Raw genomic sequence first — 19,090 nt, 5'->3', positions numbered from 1 at the left:
CGGCGCCTCAGGCGCCGCTGGCGCCCGACTCCAGCTTGCGCCACTCGACAGAGGCGCGATCCAGCACGCCATTGACGTAGGTGTGGCCATGCTCGGAGCCGAAGCGCTTGGCGGTTTCGATCGCTTCGTTGATCACCACGCGGTACGGCACGTCCTGGCGATACAGCAGTTCGTAGGCGGCCAGGCGCAGCACCGCGCGTTCGATCGCGTCGACCTCTTCCACGCCGCGATCCAGATACGGCGTCAGCGCGGTGTCAAGCTCGGCGCGGTTGCTCAGCACGCCTTCGACCAGGTTTTCGAAATAGGCCAGATCGGCCACTTCGTGCGCCTGCTCGTGCGCAAACTGGGAGATCACCTGCTTGGCGAACCCGCCGGAAATCTGCCAGGCATATACCGCCTGCAAGGCACGCCGGCGCGCGCGCGAACGCAGCACCGGGTCGATGCCGTCGCGACGGACGTGGCGGGCGTGTCCACCGGACTTGCTCATGGCAACAACTCCATCAAATTGACCAGTTCCAATGCCGCAAGCGCGCATTCTTCGCCCTTGTTGCCATGGCTGCCGCCGGCACGCGCCTCGGCATCTTCCACACGCTCGACCGCCAGCACGCCGTTGAGCACCGGGACGCCGGTCTGCAACTGCACGCTCATCAGGCCTTCGGCGCACAGGTCGGCGACGTGTTCGTAGTGGCGGGTGTCGCCGCGGATCACGCAGCCCAGCGCGATGATCGCCGCATGCTGGCCGGATTGCCCCAGGCGGTTGGCGGCGATCGGAATTTCCCAGGCGCCCGGCACGCGGACCACGTCGATGGCGTCCTCGCCGATGCCGTTGCCGGCCAGGCTCTGGCGCGCACCGGTGACCAGCGCGTCGGTGATGCGGGCATTCCAGCGGCTGGCGATGATCGCAAAGCGCGCGGTGGTGGGGCGGAGATCGCCTTCGTAGTGGGTCATGCGGGTCGGCAACTCGAGGGGGCGGCAAGTTTAACAGCTGCCGGGGCCTGGCCCGGCCGGTGCGTGCCGGCCGGGCTGCCGAAGCAGCCCCGGCCATGTCGCCAGGAAACGATTCGGGAGCGCGCAGTACAGGCTGGTGCGGCGGGCAGCTGGCGTGGTCGATGCGCGACAACCGTAAGAACCGCTCGACCAGCGCGGTTCCTGCGGCGCGTCCGGCAACCACCGGACAGCGGCGACTCCAGGCCGCCAGCGTGTCTCAGGGCAGCGCGGCCGCCGGCACCGAGCGCACGCCTGCGCCGGGGTGGCATTCGAGGTACTCCACCACCTCCAGCCCGAACCCGGCCAGGCCCACCTGACGCCGCGGCGTGCCCAGCACGCGCAGCTTGCCCAGGCCCAGTTCGGCCAGGATCTGCGCGCCGGCCCCGTTGCGCCGCCACTGGCTGACGTCCTTGGCGTTGGTGGCCGCTTCCGGTTGCTGGCGCAGCCGCGCCAGCAATGATTCGCTGTCGCGCGGTGCCGACAGCACCACCATCACGCCCTGCCCTTCTGCAGCGATCGCACGCAAGGCATCGGTGGCCGGCACGCCGAAGTCATCGCGCTGCCAATGCAGCAGATCGGCCAGCGGGTTTTCCACCTGCACGCGCACGAGCGTCGGTGTGTGCGGATCGGCAGTGCCGCGCACCAGCGCAAAATGCAGATCGTGCGCGATGCGGTCGCGGTAGGTCACCAGCGTGAACGGGCCGAACTCGGTACTGATCTCGCGTTCGTCAACGCGCTCGACGGTGTGCTCGTTGGCCAGGCGATAGGCGATCAGGTCGGCGATCGACCCCATCTTCAGCCCGTGCTCGCGCGCGAACACTTCCAGCTGCGGACGCCGCGCCATGCTGCCATCCGGGTTGAGCACTTCCACCAGCACGCCGGCCGGTTCCAGCCCGGCCAGCATCGGCAGGTCGCTGGCCGCCTCGGTGTGGCCGGCGCGGGTGAGCACGCCGCCGGGCTGCGAGATCAACGGGAAGATATGCCCCGGCTGGCTCAGATCCTGCGGCTTGGCATCCGGCCGCACCGCGGTGCGCACGGTGTGCGCGCGATCGTAGGCGGAGATGCCGGTGGTCACGCCTTCGGCCGCCTCGATGCTGACGGTGAAGTTGGTCTGGAACTGCGCGGTGTTGTTGCGCACCATCGGCGCCAGGCCGAGCTGCGCACAGCGCTCGCGGGTCAGCGACAGACACACCAGCCCGCGCGCGTGGGTCACCATGAAGTTGATGTCCGACGGCTTGACCAGCTCGGCGGCCATGATCAGATCGCCTTCGTTCTCGCGGTCCTCGTCATCGACGATCACCACCATGCGGCCGGCGCGCAGTTCCTCGATCAATTCCGGAACGGGTGCGAAATTCATGCCGCACCCCGCGTGCCGAGCAGGCGTTCGACATAACGCGCCACCAGATCGATCTCCAGATTCACCGCCGCACCAACCGCCGTCTGCGCAAACGCGGTATTGGCCACCGTATGCGGAATCAATGCGACTTCGAAGCCGTCCTCGTCCACGTCGTTGACGGTCAGGCTGACCCCGTCCACGCAGATCGAGCCCTTCTTGGCGACATAGCGCAACACCGCCGGCGGGGCGGCAAACCGCCAACGCTGCGCACGCGCATCGCCATGCACCGACTGCACCTGGCCCAGACCGTCGACATGCCCGCTGACCAGATGCCCGCCGAGGCGGTCGGTCGGGCGCATCGCGCGCTCCAGATTGAGCACCGCGCCTTCCGGCAAGGCGCCCAACGTGGTCAGCGACAGGGTTTCGGTGGAGGCATCGGCCTGGAAGCTGCCGGCATCGAAGGCGACCACGGTCAGGCACACGCCGTTGACCGCGATGCTCTCGCCCAGTTGCACCGCTTCGAACGGCAGGCTGCCGGTGGCGAAGGTGAAACGCACATCGCCGCCTTGCGGCTGGCGCGCCGCCAGACGGCCGACGCCTTCGATGATTCCGGTAAACATCAGCGCACCTCCGTCGTTGATGACGACAGCGCGGACGGAGTGCGGTGGAAGATCGCGACGCAGCGCGACGGGTGACGCATGGACATAGTCGTTTCTCGCAGGAGTTGAGCGAAAAACGCCACAAGGCAAACAGGCGCGCGCGCAGCCGCAAGGCTACGCGTTGGCCGTCTTCTTTCATCCGGACTATACCGTCGGCCCCGGCATCGCACCGGATCTGCTGACCTTGCGCAGCGGGGGTGTCGCGTTGGTCCGCTCAACCCAGGAGTGCAAGCGCTCGCGGGCTCGCATGCTTGCGCATGCCTACCGCCGGTGGGGAATCGCACCCCGCCCTGAAGACGTTTGTGAGTACCGGCGAACCGGCGTGCAAAGTCTAACAGGGCACATCGGCGCGATGGCCAAGGGTGAGCGCAGGCTGGCAGGACACTGCGTCATGTCGGGAAATCCCTCATAGCCAGGATTGTGAAGGATCTGTTAATTTACGCGCCGCGACGGGAGACGTCGCTTTTTCCATCCCGCAACGGGACGGAGACACGGACATCAATTCGGAGAGAGACATCCAATGCGTAACACCCTGATTCTGGCTGCCCTGCTGGCCGCCGCACCGTTTGCCGCTTCGGCCGAAGGCCTGAGCTATTCCTACGTCGAAGGCGGCTGGAACCGGACCGAGATCGGTGTAGACGGCGACGCCGACGATCTCGACGGTGGCTACCTCCGAGGCTCCTGGCAGATTGCCGAGCCGGTGTACGTCTTTGCTGGCTACCAGCGCGCGACCGAGAATTACAGCCCGTTTCCTGGTATCACTGCAGACATCACTGTGCAGCAGGCACACGTTGGTATTGGTTATCGCCAGGAAATGACCGAGCGTGTGGAGTTCACCGCCGACGTCGCTGCCCTCCGCAACAAAGGCGAAGTCGAATCGCGCGTCAACGGCCGCAGACTGGGTAGCGCATCGGATTCGACCAACCTGGGCTTCGCCAACCTGGGCCTGCGCGGCAAGCCCTCGCCGCGGACCGAAGCCTGGATCAAGGCCGGCTATATCGACGGTAGCGACGTGGACGAAGGCGAGTTCGTCGGCACCCTGGGTGGTCAGGTCAACTTCACCCGCACCTGGGGCCTGGTCGCCGAAGCGCAGTTCATCGACGACGCCAACCAGTACAAGGTCGGCGTGCGCGCAAGCTTCTGATCGACGCGACTCAGATACACCAAGGCCCCGCACGCGGGGCCTTTTTCATGCGCGCAACAGCACAGCTGCGCGGTATCGCGCGGGCCATGCAGCGCTCACCCGGCAACAACCGGCGCATAGCGCAGACGCAGATCCTGACCCAGCTGGCGCACATCCAGCAGCTGCAACGCAGCGCGCTGCGCCATCGTCTCGATGCCCAGCCCGGCCAGCAGCGGCCTGGCGGTATCGCCCAGCAGTACCGGGGCCATGTAGACCAGCAGCTCGTCGACCAGCCCGGCCTGCAGCAGCGCACCACCCAGCGTTGCGCCGGCTTCCACATGCACCTCGTTGATGCCGCGCTCGCCAAGCAGGGCCAACACCGCCGCCAGGTCGAAGCGGCCGGCTTGCAACGGCATCGCAAGGAACTGCGCATCGTCCAGCGACGGCGCGGCCACATCCTCGCCATGCAGATACAGCGTTGGCGCATCGCCCTGACGCATGTTCCTGCACGCCAACGTTCGCAGCCCGGCATCGAGCACCACGCGCAGCGGCGGCGCGAACGGCGTGTCCTCGCCCATCCGCACCGTCATGGAGGGGTCGTCGGCCAGCACCGTGCCCGCACCCGTGAGGATCGCGCCCGCACGCGCACGCCAGCGCTGCACATCCGCGCGCGCGTCACTTCCGGTGATCCATTTGGACTCACCGCTGGCCAGCGCAGTACGTCCATCCATGCTGGCGCCGAGCTTGACCCGCAGCCATGGCCTGCCCCGCTCCACCCGCGACAGAAATCCCTGGTTGAGCGCGCGCGCCTGTGTTTGCAGGACGCCGCTGAGCACCTCGATCCCGGCCGCGCGCAGCAGCGCAAACCCGCCGCCGTTGACCTGCGGAAACGGGTCGGCCATCGCCGCGACCACACGCGCCACGCCTGCATCGATCAGGGCCAGCGCACAGGGCGGCGTGCGTCCGTAGTGCGCACACGGCTCCAGCGTCACGTAAGCGGTGGCGCCGCGCGCCTGCGCGCCGGCCGCGCGCAGCGCGAACACTTCCGCATGCGGGCCACCGGCACGTTGATGAAAGCCTTCGCCCACGCACACGCCATCGCGCACGATCACGCAGCCAACCATCGGATTGGGGCGGGTGGTGCAGGCGCCGCGCTCGGCCAGGCGCAATGCCTGCGCCATCCAGCGGTGATCGTCGGCCGTTGCGCTCATTGCGGCGCCGCTTGCGGTTCGATACACATCACCACGATCTGCATCGGCCCCAGCAGTAATTCTGCATGCGTATGCCAGCCCAGCCGCTGATAAAACGGCAACAGCACTGGCTGGCAATACAGATACAACGCCGGCACGCCCATGCGCGCGGCCGCCTGCACGCAGTGCGTCACCAGCGCCTCGCCGATGCCCTGCCCGCGCGCCTGCGGCTGCACGTACAGCGACGCCAGCCATGGCGACCATTGGCGAATGCGCGCATCGTCGTTGTCCAGCAGGCTGACCGACCCGAGCCACTGCGCCTGATCGAGCGCCACCCACGTGGTCGGGATCACCCCGTCGCGGGTGTGGCTGCGCAACTCGCTTAAGGCCTCATCGAAATTCCAGTCCGGCAACAGACTGCCGAAGGCCTGCAGATGCGCCTGCGCGATCGCGGGCAGCAGCTGCGGCGTGTCGGCCACGCAGGCGATGCGCATCGCGCTCACCGCTTGCCGGGCTTGCCGGCGCGCTCCAGGGCCGCTTCCAGCAACGGCAATTGCTCGATGCCGACCGGTAGCTCGCGCTCGAGCTTTTCGATTTCCTCGCGGAAATCGGCCACGTCCTGAAAGCTGCGGTACACCGAGGCGAAGCGCACATAGCCCACGTGATCGAGCTTGCGCAGCTCGACCATGACGTATTCGCCGACACGCAGCGAGCCAACCTCGCGCTCGCCGGACATGCGCAACTGATGCACCACCGCGCGCACCGCCGCTTCGATCTGCTCTTCGGACACCGGGCGCTTTTGCAGCGCGCGGTCGAAACTGGTGCGCAGCTTGCGCGCGTCGAACGCCTCGCGCCCGCCATCGCTCTTGACCACGGTCGGCAGCTTGAGTTCGATCGTTTCCAGGGTACTGAAACGCTCGCCGCACGCCTCGCACTCGCGGCGACGACGAATCGTCGTCCCGTCTTCGGACACCCGCGAATCGATCACGCGGGTGTCGTTGTGCTGGCAGAAAGGGCAGTGCATCAGGCGTCCAGGAATAGGGAGAGGGGAATAGGGAATCGGAACGGCACAGCTATCGCAGCGTTGCTTCTACCATTCTCGTCTCCCTATTCCCCATTCCCACCTCAGCCATACACCGGATACTTCTTGCACTGCGCAGTCACCGCGTCGCGGACCTTGGCCAGCACGGCTTCGTCGCCGGGGGCGTCGAGCACGTCGGCGATCCAGTTGGCCAGGTCGACACTGTCCTGCTCCAGGTAACCGCGGGTGGTGATCGCCGGGGTGCCCAGACGCAGGCCGGAGGTGACGAACGGCGAGCGTGGGTCGTTGGGCACCGCGTTCTTGTTGACGGTGATGTGGGCCTTGCCGAGCGCGGCTTCGGCGTCCTTGCCCGAGACGTCGCGGCCGATCATGTCCACCAGCATCAGGTGATTCTCGGTGCCGCCGGACACGATCTTGTAGCCGCGCGCGATCAGCGTGTTGGCCATCGCCTGCGCGTTCTTGACCACCTGCTGCTGGTAGGTCTTGAATTCCGGCTCCAGCGCTTCCTTGAACGCCACCGCCTTGGCCGCGATCACGTGCATCAGCGGGCCGCCCTGGATGCCGGGGAACACGATCGACTGCAGCTTCTTCTGCAGCTCTTCGCTCGCGCCCTTGGCCACGATGATGCCGCCGCGCGGGCCGCGCAGGGTCTTGTGGGTGGTCGAGGTGACCACGTGCGCATGCTCCAGCGGGCTCGGATACACGCCGGCGGCGACCAGGCCGGCCACGTGCGCCATGTCCACGAACAGATACGCACCGACGCTGTCGGCGATGGCGCGGAAGCGCGCCCAGTCGATCTTCTGCGAATACGCAGAGAAGCCGGCCACGACCATCTTCGGCTTGTGCTCGGTGGCCAGACGCTGGACTTCGTCATAGTCGATCAGTCCCTGCGCGTTGACGCCGTACTGCACGGCGTTGAACAGCTTGCCGGAAACATTGACCTTGGCGCCGTGGGTCAGGTGGCCGCCATGGGCCAGGCTCATGCCCAGGATGGTGTCGCCGGGCTGCAGCAGCGCCAGATACACCGCCTGGTTGGCCTGCGAGCCGCTATGCGGCTGCACGTTCGCATAGTCGGCGCCGAACACCTGCTTGATGCGCTCGATCGCCAGCTGCTCGGCAATGTCGACGAATTCGCAACCACCGTAGTAGCGCTTGCCCGGATAGCCTTCGGCGTACTTGTTGGTCAGCTGGCTGCCCTGGGCTTCCATCACCAGCGGGCTGCAGTAGTTCTCGCTGGCGATCAGCTCGACGTGATCCTCCTGGCGGCCGGCTTCAGCAGCGATGGCCTTGGCCAGTTCGGGGTCGTAGGTTTCCAGTCGGACGTCGCGCGAGAACATGCAGAGCTCCGGGGCAGCTGTTGCCAGTAGGGGCGCAGATTGTAAGCCCCCGCGCGGACAGGTGACCAATTGCGACGCTGGCGCGGGCCGCGCATGCAATGGCCCGTTCCGCCCTTGAACGACAAAGGCGCACCGGAGTGCGCCTTTGCAGGATGCCCTGCCCGCTTGCCGGGCCGGGCCAGTGCCGTGGCCTAGTTGTTGAGCACCAGATCGGCGATCACACCGGTGGCGATGGCCACCAGCAGCAGATTGCCGGTGTTGTCGCGCTGCCAACGGTAGCCATACGGCGGGCGGCGCAGGTTGTAGCGGTCGTAGTCGTTGATCACGTAGACCGGGCCGTGGTAGCGCTGGCCGCGGGCCCAGTACGGGCGCGGCGGCGGGCCGGCGCGGTAATAGCTGGGGCGATCGTAGACATAGACCCGGTTGCGGTCGTAGCGACGGTCCTGATAACGGGCATCGCGATAGCCCTCGCGGTAGCCGTTGCTGTAGTAGCGGCGGTCATCGCGACGGTCGGCCCGGCGCTCGTCCTGCCAGTCGCGGCGATCGTTGCGCCAATTGCCATGCTGATCGCGGTCGCGATCGCGGTCGCGGCGATCGTCGCGGTCATGCCCACGACGATCGTGGCCGTGGCCCCAGTCGTCGGCAAACGCTGCCGGGGCCACGGAACCCAGCGCCAGGATGGAGGAAAGCACAACAGTCACGATGCGTTTGCGGTTCATGGGATTGCTCCTGTCTGCGATGTCGCAATTTCATTAAGGCGCTAACCGCCTTAACGCATTCCTGCTGGAATCGATTACGAAACCGCCCATTCAGGTGCGAGGTAAGCTGCCGTTTAGCTGCCGCATTGCCGCCGCGAGTCAGTCCGGTTGCCCGTATAATCGGCACAATCCCTTTTCCGCTGCCTCCGGCCCCGGCCGGCGGGCTGCCTGCGTCCACGGAGCACCCATGTCGCAATACATCTACACCATGAACCGCGTCAGCAAGGTGGTGCCGCCCAAGCGGCAGATCATCAAGGACATCTCGCTGAGCTTTTTCCCGGGCGCCAAGATCGGCCTGCTGGGCCTGAACGGCGCCGGCAAGTCCACGGTGCTGAAGATCATGGCCGGCGTGGATACCGACTTCGAGGGCGAAGCCCGTCCGCAGGCCGGCATCAAGGTCGGCTACCTGGCCCAGGAACCGCAGCTCAACCCCGAGCACACCGTGCGCGAAGCGGTCGAGGAAGGCGTGGGCGACGTGCTGCAGGCCCAGGCCGCGCTGGATGCGGTGTACCTGGCCTATGCCGAGGAAGGCGCCGATTTCGACGCCCTGGCCAAGGAACAGGAACGCCTGGAAGCGATCCTGGCCGCCGGCGATGCGCACACCCTGGAAAACCAGCTGGACGTGGCCGCCGATGCGCTGCGCCTGCCGCCGTGGGATGCGGTGGTCGGCAAGCTGTCCGGTGGCGAAAAGCGCCGCGTGGCGCTGTGCCGGCTGCTGCTGCAGAAGCCGGACATGCTGCTGCTCGACGAACCGACCAACCACCTGGACGCCGAATCGGTGGAGTGGCTGGAGCAGTTCCTGGCGCGCTACACCGGCACCGTGGTGGCGGTCACGCATGATCGCTACTTCCTCGACAACGCCGCCGAGTGGATCCTGGAACTCGATCGCGGCCGCGGCATTCCGTGGAAGGGCAACTACACCGACTGGCTGACCCAGAAGGACGAGCGCCTCAAGCAGGAAGACAACCAGGAAAAGTCGCGCCAGAAGGCGATCCAGAAGGAACTGGAATGGTCGCGCCAGAATGCCAAGGGCGGCCGTACCAAGGGCAAGGCGCGTCTGGCCCGCCTGGAAGAACTGCAGTCGGTGGATTACCAGAAGCGCAACGAGACCAACGAGATCTTCATCCCGCCGGGCGAGCGTCTGGGCAATGCGGTGATGGAGTTCAAGAACGTCTCCAAGAAGTTCGGCGACCGCCTGCTGATCGACAATCTGTCGATGATCGTGCCGCCCGGCGCCATCGTCGGCATCATCGGCCCCAACGGTGCCGGTAAGTCCACCCTGTTCAAGATGATCACCGGCGCGGAGAAGCCTGATTCCGGCGAGATTGTGGTCGGCCCGACCGTGCAGCTGTCGTACGTAGACCAGAGCCGCGACAAGCTGGAAGGCAACCACAACGTGTTCCAGGAGATCGCAGGCGGCCTGGACATCCTCAACATCAACGGTGTGGAGATCCAGTCGCGCGCCTACATCGGCCGCTTCAACTTCAAGGGGCAGGACCAGCAGAAGATGGTCGGCTCGCTGTCCGGTGGTGAGCGCGGCCGTCTGCATATGGCCAAGACCCTGCTGCAGGGCGGCAACGTGCTGCTGCTCGACGAACCCTCCAACGACCTGGACATCGAGACCCTGCGTGCGCTGGAAGATGCGCTGCTGGAGTTCCCGGGCAACACCTTCGTGATCTCGCATGACCGCTGGTTCCTGGATCGCATCGCCACGCATATCCTGGCGTTCGAAGGCGACTCGCACGTGGAGTTCTTCCAGGGCAACTACCGCGAGTACGAAGAAGACAAGCGCCGCCGCATGGGCGATGACGCAGGCCCCAAGCGTTTGCGCTTCAAGGCGCTGAAGTAAGCACGACGAGGGCGCCGCAAGGCGCCCTTGTCATATGCGGGTGCAGCTGCGGCACCGATGGCCTACAGGTCGTAGGACAGCACGTCTTCGAAGCCGAAGGTGGCGAAGTTCTCGATCCGCGAGGGATACAGGCGGCCGACCAGATGGTCGTATTCGTGCTGCACCACGCGTGCGTGGAAGCCTTCGGCCTCGCGCTCGATCGGGCTGCCGTCGGGTGCGAAGCCGCGGTAGCGAATGTGGCGATAGCGCGGGATGACGGCACGCAGACCGGGAATGGACAGGCACCCTTCCCAGCCGTTTTCCATTTCCTCCGACAGCGGTTCGATCTGCGCATTCGCCAACGCGGTGCGCGGCACCGCCGGCGCCTCGGGATAGCGTTCGCTGGCGTCGAAGCCGAACACCATCAGCTGCAGATCCACCGCGATCTGCGGTGCGGCCAGGCCAACGCCGCGTGCATCGTCCATGGTCTCGAACATGTCGGCCACCAGCGCGCGCAGCTCGGCGCTGCCCAGGTTGGTCACCGGTGGCGCCACGCGCAGCAGGCGCTTGTCGCCCATGCGGATAATCTCGCGAATCATCTGGCTGCTCCCCGGAAACGTTGCGGCGATTTTAAGACCTGTGCGGTAGGCGTAGGTGAGGTTGGGGAATGGGGATTCGGGATTGGTAGCTGGGCATTGGTTGCGCTGCTTGGCGGTTCGCATCTCCGCCAGGCTTCGCACGTCCCCGCGTCCGCCCATTCGGGGCAGCTTCTCCGGGAAGGAGAAAATCGCCGGCCCCGGTTGGTCGCGTCAAAAATCCGGCCGGCCCCAGATGCGAGCCGCCGCTGCTGCTCCCTGAAATTCCGCCGACGCAAGTGCACCGGTAACTGTTTCAGGCGAGCGCTTCGCGTTCAGCGCCCTATATGTCAAAAGATTGACACGCATCACGGATTCATGCTTCAGTCATGAACAGACTGAAACGGAAGGATTCCCCCGACGCCGGTGCCTGCATGGCGTTCCTTTCCCCTGTTGGACTCAAGGAAACCCCAACGATGATGAGCCTCCGTAAGCCCGGATGGATGCTGTCCGGAGTGTTGTGTGTCGTCTGCCTGCCGGCCATGGCCTTGGCGCAGGAGACTGCAACCACCAGTTCCAAGGTCGGTATCGATCCCGTCACCGGCAAGCTACGCCCGCTGACCGACGCCGAGAGCGCCGCGCTGGATCAGCAGGCTGCGTCGGCTGCCCGCAGCAGCGCTGCCCGCGCTGCGGTTCCGCAGACCGAATCTGCCGCACGCGCGACCGAGCGACGCCTGCCCAATGGCACCGTGGTGCGCAAGTTGCCGGCCACGCAGATGAGCTCGTTGATGGCGACGCGTCAGGCCGATGGCCGCATCGTCATCGAGCACAGCGAAGACGCCGACACCCAACCCGCCCACGCCGAGCACGGAGCGCTGCCGCATGAATAAGCCCTCGTTGCTGTTGTCTCTGGCCGTGGCTGCGGCCATCGCGCCGCTGCATGCAAGCGCCGCCAACGTCACGTTGATCAATGGCGACGCCGGCACCAGCGTCGGCTTGAACGACCCCACCACCGCAGCGCCCTTGGGTGGCAATCCGGGGCGCTCGGTCGGCGAGCAGCGCCGCATCGCCTACCAGTACGCGATGGACCTGTGGGGCGCGGTGCTGCAGAGCAATGTCGAGATCAAGGTGTATGCCTCGTTCGCGCGGCTGACCTGTACCGCCACCGGCGGCACGCTGGGCCAGGCCGGCCCGAACTGGATCGTCAACGACTTCCCCGGTTCCAAGCCCAATACGCTGTATCCGTCTGCGCTGGGCGACGCGATCGCCGGGCAGGATCTGGTCCCCGATCCCAGCGATCCGGCCGACGTGTTCTCGCAATTCAACGGCGATCTGGGCAAGCCCGACTGCCTGGCCGGCTCGGGCTGGTACCTGGGCCTGGACGGCAAGACGCCCGAGGGCCAGATCAACTTCCTCAACGTGGTGATGCACGAGATTGGCCACGGCCTGGGTGCGGCCGGCTTCCTCAACAAGACCACCGGTGTGCTCGGCTCGGGCAGCGGCCTGACCGATGTCTACACCGCGCAGGCCTTCGACAACGTGCAGAACAAGCGCTTCGACGACCCGGCCATGACCAATGCGCTGCGTGCAGAAGCGATGCGCACGCCCGGCCGTACGGTGTGGGCCGGCACGCGGGTCAACCGCGAAGCCGCGCTGATCCTGGATCCGCGCACCCTGTTGCAGGTGAGCGCACCGGCCAGCGCGGCAGGCAAGTTCGAGGTGGGCTTTGCCAGCTTCGGGCCGCTGGCCACGGCGGCCAATTTCCCGGCCCGCGCAGTGGTGACGGTCAATGACGGGGTGGCTGCCGCATCGGCCAGCGATGGTTGCGAAACGCCGTTCGTCAACGCGGCCGAGGTGGCCGGCAGGGTGGCGCTGATCGACCGCGGCACCTGCGCGTTCGCGATCAAGGTCAAGAACGCACAGCTCAACGGTGCGGTGGGCGTGATCGTGGCCAATAACGCGGCCGGCGTGCAGACGATGGGCAATGCCGCCCCGCCAATCACCGACATCACCATCCCGGCGATCATGGTGTCGCAGACCGATGGCGCGCGGCTGAAAGGCAACGCCGGAGTGGTGGCGGCGTTGTACGAAGACCCCGAGCTGTTGCAGGGCACCGATACCGCGGGCCGCACGCGGCTGTATTCGCCCAGCGTGGTGGCCGGCGGGTCGACGTTCTCGCACTTCGATACCGACCTGCAGCCGAACGCGTTGATGGAACCATTCGATACGCCGGAAGTGCAGGCGCATCTGAACATCGACTTGACCCCGGCGCTGTTTGCCGATATCGGCTGGACGCTCAATCGCGGGCTGGCCAAGCTGGGCAACTGCAATACGCTGGTGCCGACGCTGGAAACCGGCGGGCTGATTCCCGGCGCGAACATCTCGGCCGAAAACAGCCTGTGCAAGACGCAGAACGCCGGTAACCGTCTGGGGTACCTGACCTGCATGGACGAGCACGCACGCGAATTGCAGAACCAGGGTGCAATCAGCCGCATTCAACAGGCAGCGGTGTTTGTCTGCGCCACCAAGGTGCGCCCGTAAGCGACGGGCGCGCTCTGCAGGTAGTTGGTGGAATGCGAACGGCGCCCCTAAGGCGCCGTTCGCTCACCCCCTCATGCCGCTCAAGCCGGGCCGCGCCACCAGCAGCGATGACGCACAACGCCTTACCGGGCCCGGCGCGCAGTCGTCTCAGTCATTGCCGCGCGGATTCGCCCGCTTCCGGCATCGGCAGCAAGCCGAACACATCGCGCAGATAGCGCAGGTAACCGGCGTCCTCGCACATGCTCTTGCCGGGCGAGTCGCTGAGCTTCGCAACCGGCTGCCCATTGCAGCGGACCATCTTGATCACGATCTGCAGCGGCGTCGGCCCCAGGTCGTTGGTGAGGCTCGTGCCTACGCCAAATGCCAGCCGGCAGCGCGTGTGGAAGTGCGCGTACAGCCGCATCACCTTGTCGATATTGAGGCCGTCGCTGAACACCAGCACCTTGGTCGCGGGATCGATGCGGTGTGCCTGCAGGTGGGCGATGACCCGCTCGCCCCATTCGAACGGGTCGCCCGAATCATGGCGCATGCCGTCGAACAGCTTGCAGAAGTACAGATCGAAATCGCGCAGGAAGGCGTCCAGCCCCACCACATCGGACAGGGCGATGCCCAGATCGCCACGGTACTCGCGCGCCCACGACTCCAGCGCAGCCACCTGCGAGTCGCGCAGCCGCGGCCCCAACGCCTGGAACGCCTGCAGGTACTCGTGCGCCATCGTGCCCAGCGGGGTCAGGCCGTAATGCTTGGCGAAATACACATTGCTGGTGCCGACGAACTGCTCGCCCAGGCCATCGCGCAGCAACGGCAGCAACTCGCCGTGCCAGTGCCGCGAATAGCGCCGCCGGGTGCCGTAATCGGCGATCTTGCAGCCGGCCGGCATGCTGCGCAGGCTGCTCACCTTCTCGCGCAGGCGGCGACGGCCTTCTTCGTAATCCGGCTCGGAGGTGTTGCGGAACCACACCTCGTTGATGATCGCCAGCAACGGCACCTCGAACAGGATGGTATGCAGCCAGGGGCCGCGGATGGTCAGCTCGATCTCCCCTGGGTGGCTGGTCGATGCCGACAGCTGCAGATACTTGCGGTCCAGATGGAACAGCGCCAGGAAGTCGGCAAAGTCCGGCTTGATGAAGCGCAGGCCGCGCAGATAGCCCACTTCATCCTCGCGCAGACGCAGCCGGCACAGCGCGTCGATCTCGCGCGAGATTTCGTCGATGAACTGCGCCAGATCCACACCAGGCGTGCGGCACTTGAAGCGGTAATCGACTTGCGCGGCCGGATGCTGATGCAGCACCGCCTGCATCATGGTGAATTTGTACAGGTCGGTGTCGAGCAGCGAATGGATGATCATGCTGCCGGATTATGCCCGCAGCGGCGATCGCGCTGCGTGCAAACCGTTCCCATGCCCCGGGCGGCGGTGCGCTGCGCGGCGGCAGTGCGCTTGGCGATCTCACTTGGCAACTGCGCTCGGCAGCTTCTCTGAGAGATGGCCGGGCGTGATCGCTCAGCGCGCCAGCACCTGCTGCGCAGGTTTGCCCTGCACGGTGAAGTCGCTGTCGCCTGGCCCACCGGCCTTGGGGTCGGTGTACCAGCACCACAGCGCGATGCCGTCCACGCCGTGCGCCTGCAGGACCTTGCGCCACTGCTGCAACACCTGCAGCTGCAGGCGGGTGTCGACTGCGGCGGCGCGTTGTTCCGGGCTTTCCCATGGCGCGGCCAGGCTGCCGCGTGCAGAACGCAGCCCCAGCTCCGCCACCCACACTGGCTTGCCCACGCGCTGCCCGAGTTGCTGCAGACGCTGCGCGGCAGCGTTCATCTCGGCCGTGCGTGTAGCGGCCGCTTCGGACAGCCGCGGATACAGGCTGGTGCCCACTGCATCGAACAAGGACCAGTAACGGAAGCTTTCGGCGTGCTCCATGCCGTCGGCCACGTACAGCAGCTTGCCGTGGTAGACCTTGCGCACTTCCGCCACCAGGCCAGGCCACTGCGGCGCGTCCTGCAGCTTGCGCAGTTCGGTGCCGATCACCAGCGCTTCGGCGTGCTCGTCTTCGGCCAGTCTGGCCAACGGCAGCAACGCGTTCTGATACGCGGCAAACCAGGCTGCCTGGTCTGTGGGCGCCGTGTCGCCGGCCCAATGTCCGGGAATCCACACATGCACCTTGAGCGTGGCCTGCAGGCCGGCGTGGTGGCTCTGCCGCAATGCGGCGCGCATGGCCTCCACGCTGCTGTCGCTGCCCAGCACCGGGTCGTTCGACTGCGGGTTGGCCTGCCACACAAATGCCACCAGCAGCGCCTTGCTGGCGCCGGTTCTGGCCAGCGCGTCCAGCGACTGCGCCGCCGCTTCGCTTTCCCACGGCGCATTGGCCGAGACCTTGACGTTGGCGCCCATCCACGTCGATGCGTCCGCGTTGCAGCCGTTGACCAGCATGCACGCCCCGACCAGAAACGCAGTGCTCAGAACGCGTCTGAACATGCGGCAGATGCCTCGGTGGTGGAGGCTGTCGTGGTGCGCGCGCAGTCCGCTGCACCGATGCCAGCGGCGTTCCTGCCCGGCTGCACCATTGCAGCAGTGGCAGCTCTGGCGTCAACGGGCGCGCTGGCACCGGCAGCGACCTGCCCGGACACGGCCGCGGAAGTGGCTGCGGGGGGCCGCGACTGCCTAGCGTCCGCTGCCGACGTTGCCGCGCCGTTGGTGGGCAACGAGACCGGCGCAGCCATGACCATCGCCTCGCCCTGCAGCAAGGATTGCGCATCGGCAGGCGCCGCACGCATCCAGCTGCCCCAGCCCTGCGGCTGCACCCAGGCCGCACCGATCAGACCCAGCAACAGCAGGCCGGCGGCCTGACTGCGCTGATCGGCATGGAGTGCACGCAACAGCAATGCCACCGGCACCCACAGCAGCAACAAGGCGTCGAACCCGGCCCAGCCGAAGGCAAATGACAACGCCGCTGCGCAGATCACGGTGCCGGCGCTGGCCACCACGCCGCGCGTGAGCGCGCTGCTGCAACTGCGGGCCAGCAATGCCAGGACCGGGAAGCAGACCACCGCCGCCACGCCCCACCGCACGGCCGGCAACCAGCCCAGCGCGTGGTCGGCCAGCGGCAACGGCAGCGGATGCGCGCCCTGCCCGATGCTCGACAGCGACGGCCACGGTGCGTTGAACACGGTCAGATTGACGTAGGCCCACATGCCGACCAGGAACGCGAACGGCAGATAGCACACCAGATAGAACGACCCCGGCGCCTTGCGCAGCATCTGCGGCGGCATCACCAGCAGCAGCCACGGTGCCACCATCGTCGACAGCGCAAGTGTCTGCACATCCAGACACAGCAGGATGCACAACCAGCCGGCGATGCGCAGGTAGGTGAAGGCCTCCACCGGCATCTGCAGGCGGCGCAAGGTGCGGCACAAACCGTAGAACGCCAGCAGACCCACCGCCTGGCTTCCACCGGCGGCGATCGGCAACAGGAACAGCGGATTGCAGCCCACCAATACCGTCAATCCGCTGGCCCAGCCGCGTCCGAACACGCCGGCCAGATCGCGCCACAGCAGCGACAGGAACAGTGCATTGGCGGCAACTGCCAGGAACGGCCAGACCTGGAACGGCAGATTCCAGCTGTCCAGTCCGAGGTTGATCGCCCACGCCAGCAAACTGGTCGCCGGCAAGCTGTCCGCGGGCGCGATTGCCGGTGCGGCGGAGCCGACCGACTGCAACAGCAAGGGTTGGCTCAGCAGCGACAGGGCCACCACGGCGACCAGAAACGCCGGCAGCCCGCTGTGACGACGCGAGACGGCCGACTCACTCTTCGAGTGCGGCGCGGCGCTCGTTTTCCGAATGCTTGCTGATGCCATGAGTGGTCTTCTCCCAATAGAACGGATTGTGGATCAGCTGCCAGAGACCCTTGTAAGCGGCGATCGACTGCAGCGCCCAATAGAACGGCACAGTCAGCGCGTAGGGCGCCAGCTTGAAGTAGTCGCGCTTGAACGCAGCCACCAGCGTGATGTAGATGAAGAACGCATTGGCCAACAACAGATTGACCAACGACACGGTCGCCAGCCAGGGCGGGAAGAAGCGCTCGAACGCGGTTGTCCCGGTCACGGCCCAGACCACATACAGCGCCCACAGCACCGGCACGCCCAATGCGGTGAAGAAGCCGCCGCCAATGAAGAACTGAAAGCCCCAGAAGCCCTTGAAACCGGTGCTGCGATACAGATGCACCGGGTCGCGCATGTGCACCAGCCAGGTCTGCATGTAGCCCTTGAGCCAGCGCGACCGCTGCCGGATCCAGTTGGGAATGCTGACGTTGGCTTCTTCGAACGTGGTGGAATTGACCACGTTGACGCGGTAGCCGTTCTGGATCAGCCGCACGCCCAGATCGGCGTCTTCGGTGACGTTGTACGGGTCCCATGCACGCACCTGGCGCAACACATCCAGACGGAAGTGGTTGGACGTGCCGCCCAGTGGAATCGGAATGCGCAGGTACTCCAGCGCCGGCAGGTAGAAGTCGAACCAGAGCGTGTACTCCAGCGTGAACATCCGCGTCAGCCAGTTCTCGTCGGCGTTGTAGTAGTTCAAGCGCGCCTGGATGCACACCACGTCCTTTTCGGCCTTGCGGAATGCGGCCACCACGCGCTTGAGCTGATCCGGCTCGGGCTTGTCTTCGGCGTCGTAGATGGTGAGCAGTTCGCCGCGCGCAAAATGCAGCGCGTAGTTGCAGGCCTTGGGCTTGGTCTTGGGCTGCGACGGCGGCACCCGGATGATTTCGAAGAACGCCTCCAGGCCGAGTTTCTTGGCGGCTTCGATGGTGTCGACATCGTCCGCTTCCAGCACCAGCTTCACGTCGAGCTTGCTGATCGGGTAATCCAGCTTGCGCAGCGCGTTGGCCAGGATCGGCAGGACTTCCGGCTCCTTGTACATCGGCACCAGCACGGTATAGACCGGCAGGTCGTCATCGCGCAGCGCGGCCACTTCGTCTTCGGTGACCTTGATGTCGATGCGGTGGCGCGAGCCGAACCACACCAGCAACAGCTTCAGCCCGAAGGTTGCCAGAAAGCCCAGCGCCACCAGCGTGTTGACGGTGATCAGGGCCGGCACCGGGAACAGCACCATTGAGATCACCAGCACCGCGGCAATTGCCCACAGCGTGAACTTCTGTCCGCGCGTCACCACCTGGCGCGCCGAATAGGTCGGCGCATGCGCTGCAAGCAGGTTCAGCGCGTTGTCGGTGAGCTGCTCGTCGGCATAGCGCTGCAGGCTCCAGATGATGTCGAACTTGGCGGTGCCGACAAAACGCACGTCTTCGCCATAGTGCGCACGCGCCCAGGCAAACACCGCCGGGTCGGGATCGGCCACGGCCAGCACCAGCACGCCGTCCTCGCGACGCCACGGCAGCAGCAGGCGCTGCGCGTAACTTTCCAGATCGCCGGGGGTGAGCAGTTCCGGATCCGGCGGCTGCTGCACCAAGTCGATGAACTCAAGACCGAAATGCGCGGCGACGATGGCGTAGAACCGCTGCGCCGGTACGCCGCGCTGGGCCAGGATCACATCGCCCAGGCGCGAGTTCCAGCGTTGCTGCAACGCCAGCGCCGAGCGCAGCTGTTCGTCGGTGATGACGCCTGCCGTGACCAGCGCGCGACCCAACAGACCGCGCTCGCGGCCGATGTCCGGTGCCCGTCCAAGCGCCTCCATTTCGCAGGTGACCGTCATTGTCGTGGCG

General features: G+C 66.2%; 18 protein-coding genes and 1 riboswitch. Of the genes, 4 read left to right on the top strand and 14 right to left on the bottom strand.

All coding sequences use genetic code 11. The features are described from left to right. Positions 1–7 precede the first annotated feature (7 nt). The 4 genes from nusB to FHT08_RS01775 form a co-directional block, all read right to left on the bottom strand. The gene (nusB, locus tag FHT08_RS01790; RefSeq protein WP_047130649.1) at positions 8–487 is read right to left on the bottom strand and encodes a transcription antitermination factor NusB; all 480 of its coding nucleotides are present in this window, start codon (positions 485–487) and stop codon (positions 8–10) included. Beyond that, on the bottom strand, positions 484–948 hold the full coding sequence (ribH, locus tag FHT08_RS01785) for a 6,7-dimethyl-8-ribityllumazine synthase (protein ID WP_039423375.1): 465 nt from the start codon (positions 946–948) through the stop codon (positions 484–486). The genes nusB and ribH overlap by 4 nt, the downstream gene beginning before the upstream one ends. 256 nt (positions 949–1,204) lie before the next feature. Further along, on the bottom strand, positions 1,205–2,344 hold the full coding sequence (ribB, locus tag FHT08_RS01780; RefSeq protein WP_047130648.1) for a 3,4-dihydroxy-2-butanone-4-phosphate synthase: 1,140 nt from the start codon (positions 2,342–2,344) through the stop codon (positions 1,205–1,207). After that, complete coding sequence (locus FHT08_RS01775) at positions 2,341–2,943, bottom strand: riboflavin synthase (RefSeq protein ID WP_166774118.1); 603 nt, start codon at positions 2,941–2,943, stop codon at positions 2,341–2,343. Before FHT08_RS01775 ends, ribB begins: the two co-directional genes overlap by 4 nt. Before the next feature lie 162 nt (positions 2,944–3,105). Beyond that, a riboswitch (FMN riboswitch) is annotated at positions 3,106–3,284 on the bottom strand. A gap of 218 nt (positions 3,285–3,502) precedes the next feature. Between FHT08_RS01775 and FHT08_RS01770 the strand changes: the two genes are divergently transcribed. Continuing rightward, positions 3,503–4,126 (top strand): outer membrane beta-barrel protein, encoded by a 624-nt coding sequence (locus FHT08_RS01770; RefSeq protein ID WP_016905113.1) that lies wholly within the window; start codon positions 3,503–3,505, stop codon positions 4,124–4,126. Positions 4,127–4,221: 95 nt separating this feature from the next. Here FHT08_RS01770 and ribD read toward each other — a convergent pair whose 3' ends face one another. The 5 genes from ribD to FHT08_RS01745 all read right to left on the bottom strand — a co-directional run bounded on the left by ribD (position 4,222) and on the right by FHT08_RS01745 (position 8,393). After that, positions 4,222–5,316 carry a bifunctional diaminohydroxyphosphoribosylaminopyrimidine deaminase/5-amino-6-(5-phosphoribosylamino)uracil reductase RibD gene (gene ribD / locus FHT08_RS01765; RefSeq protein ID WP_166774116.1) on the bottom strand — a complete coding sequence of 365 codons (1,095 nt, stop codon included), beginning with the start codon at positions 5,314–5,316 and terminating at the stop codon, positions 4,222–4,224. After that, the gene (locus tag FHT08_RS01760; protein ID WP_166774114.1) at positions 5,313–5,789 is read right to left on the bottom strand and encodes a GNAT family N-acetyltransferase; all 477 of its coding nucleotides are present in this window, start codon (positions 5,787–5,789) and stop codon (positions 5,313–5,315) included. Before FHT08_RS01760 ends, ribD begins: the two co-directional genes overlap by 4 nt. Positions 5,790–5,794: 5 nt before the next feature. Continuing rightward, positions 5,795–6,319 carry a transcriptional regulator NrdR gene (gene nrdR, locus FHT08_RS01755; RefSeq protein WP_006453216.1) on the bottom strand — a complete coding sequence of 175 codons (525 nt, stop codon included), beginning with the start codon at positions 6,317–6,319 and terminating at the stop codon, positions 5,795–5,797. A 101-nt stretch (positions 6,320–6,420) separates the two neighbouring features. Further along, complete coding sequence (glyA, locus tag FHT08_RS01750; RefSeq protein ID WP_104536286.1) at positions 6,421–7,674, bottom strand: serine hydroxymethyltransferase; 1,254 nt, start codon at positions 7,672–7,674, stop codon at positions 6,421–6,423. Between the two features lie 191 nt (positions 7,675–7,865). After that, complete coding sequence (locus tag FHT08_RS01745) at positions 7,866–8,393, bottom strand: RcnB family protein (protein WP_104536287.1); 528 nt, start codon at positions 8,391–8,393, stop codon at positions 7,866–7,868. A gap of 226 nt (positions 8,394–8,619) precedes the next feature. On the opposite strand from FHT08_RS01745, the gene ettA reads away from it, so the two are divergent. Next, on the top strand, positions 8,620–10,281 hold the full coding sequence (gene ettA / locus FHT08_RS01740; protein WP_024940592.1) for an energy-dependent translational throttle protein EttA: 1,662 nt from the start codon (positions 8,620–8,622) through the stop codon (positions 10,279–10,281). A gap of 62 nt (positions 10,282–10,343) precedes the next feature. On the opposite strand, the gene def is transcribed toward ettA, so the two are convergent. Then, the gene (gene def / locus FHT08_RS01735; protein WP_166774113.1) at positions 10,344–10,859 is read right to left on the bottom strand and encodes a peptide deformylase; all 516 of its coding nucleotides are present in this window, start codon (positions 10,857–10,859) and stop codon (positions 10,344–10,346) included. 452 nt (positions 10,860–11,311) lie between these two features. On the opposite strand from def, the gene FHT08_RS01730 reads away from it, so the two are divergent. Further along, complete coding sequence (locus FHT08_RS01730; protein WP_104536289.1) at positions 11,312–11,725, top strand: hypothetical protein; 414 nt, start codon at positions 11,312–11,314, stop codon at positions 11,723–11,725. Beyond that, a complete protein-coding gene (locus tag FHT08_RS01725; protein WP_166774112.1) occupies positions 11,718–13,376 on the top strand; it encodes a PA domain-containing protein in 1,659 nt (552 codons plus the stop codon). Before FHT08_RS01730 ends, FHT08_RS01725 begins: the two co-directional genes overlap by 8 nt. A gap of 151 nt (positions 13,377–13,527) precedes the next feature. Here the strand turns inward: FHT08_RS01725 and pncB are convergent, their stop codons facing one another. The 4 genes from pncB to FHT08_RS01705 form a co-directional block, all read right to left on the bottom strand. Further along, positions 13,528–14,724 (bottom strand): nicotinate phosphoribosyltransferase, encoded by a 1,197-nt coding sequence (gene pncB / locus FHT08_RS01720; protein ID WP_166774110.1) that lies wholly within the window; start codon positions 14,722–14,724, stop codon positions 13,528–13,530. Between the two features lie 153 nt (positions 14,725–14,877). Next, positions 14,878–15,846 (bottom strand): glycosidase-like protein, encoded by a 969-nt coding sequence (locus FHT08_RS01715; protein ID WP_166774108.1) that lies wholly within the window; start codon positions 15,844–15,846, stop codon positions 14,878–14,880. Further along, entirely contained in the window at positions 15,828–17,123 is a 1,296-nt protein-coding gene (locus FHT08_RS01710) for a hypothetical protein (protein ID WP_166774748.1), read from the bottom strand. Before FHT08_RS01710 ends, FHT08_RS01715 begins: the two co-directional genes overlap by 19 nt. 49 nt (positions 17,124–17,172) lie before the next feature. Beyond that, positions 17,173–19,080, bottom strand: coding sequence for a glycosyltransferase family 2 protein (locus FHT08_RS01705; protein WP_166774107.1), 1,908 nt, complete (start codon positions 19,078–19,080; stop codon positions 17,173–17,175). Positions 19,081–19,090: the final 10 nt, after the last annotated feature.

It is taken from the genome of Xanthomonas sp. CFBP 8151, from assembly GCF_011761885.1.
GTDB classification, from domain to species: domain Bacteria; phylum Pseudomonadota; class Gammaproteobacteria; order Xanthomonadales; family Xanthomonadaceae; genus Xanthomonas; species Xanthomonas arboricola_B.
The sequence above is the reverse complement of the archived record's forward strand: the minus strand, read 5'-3'. Positions and strand labels throughout refer to the sequence as shown.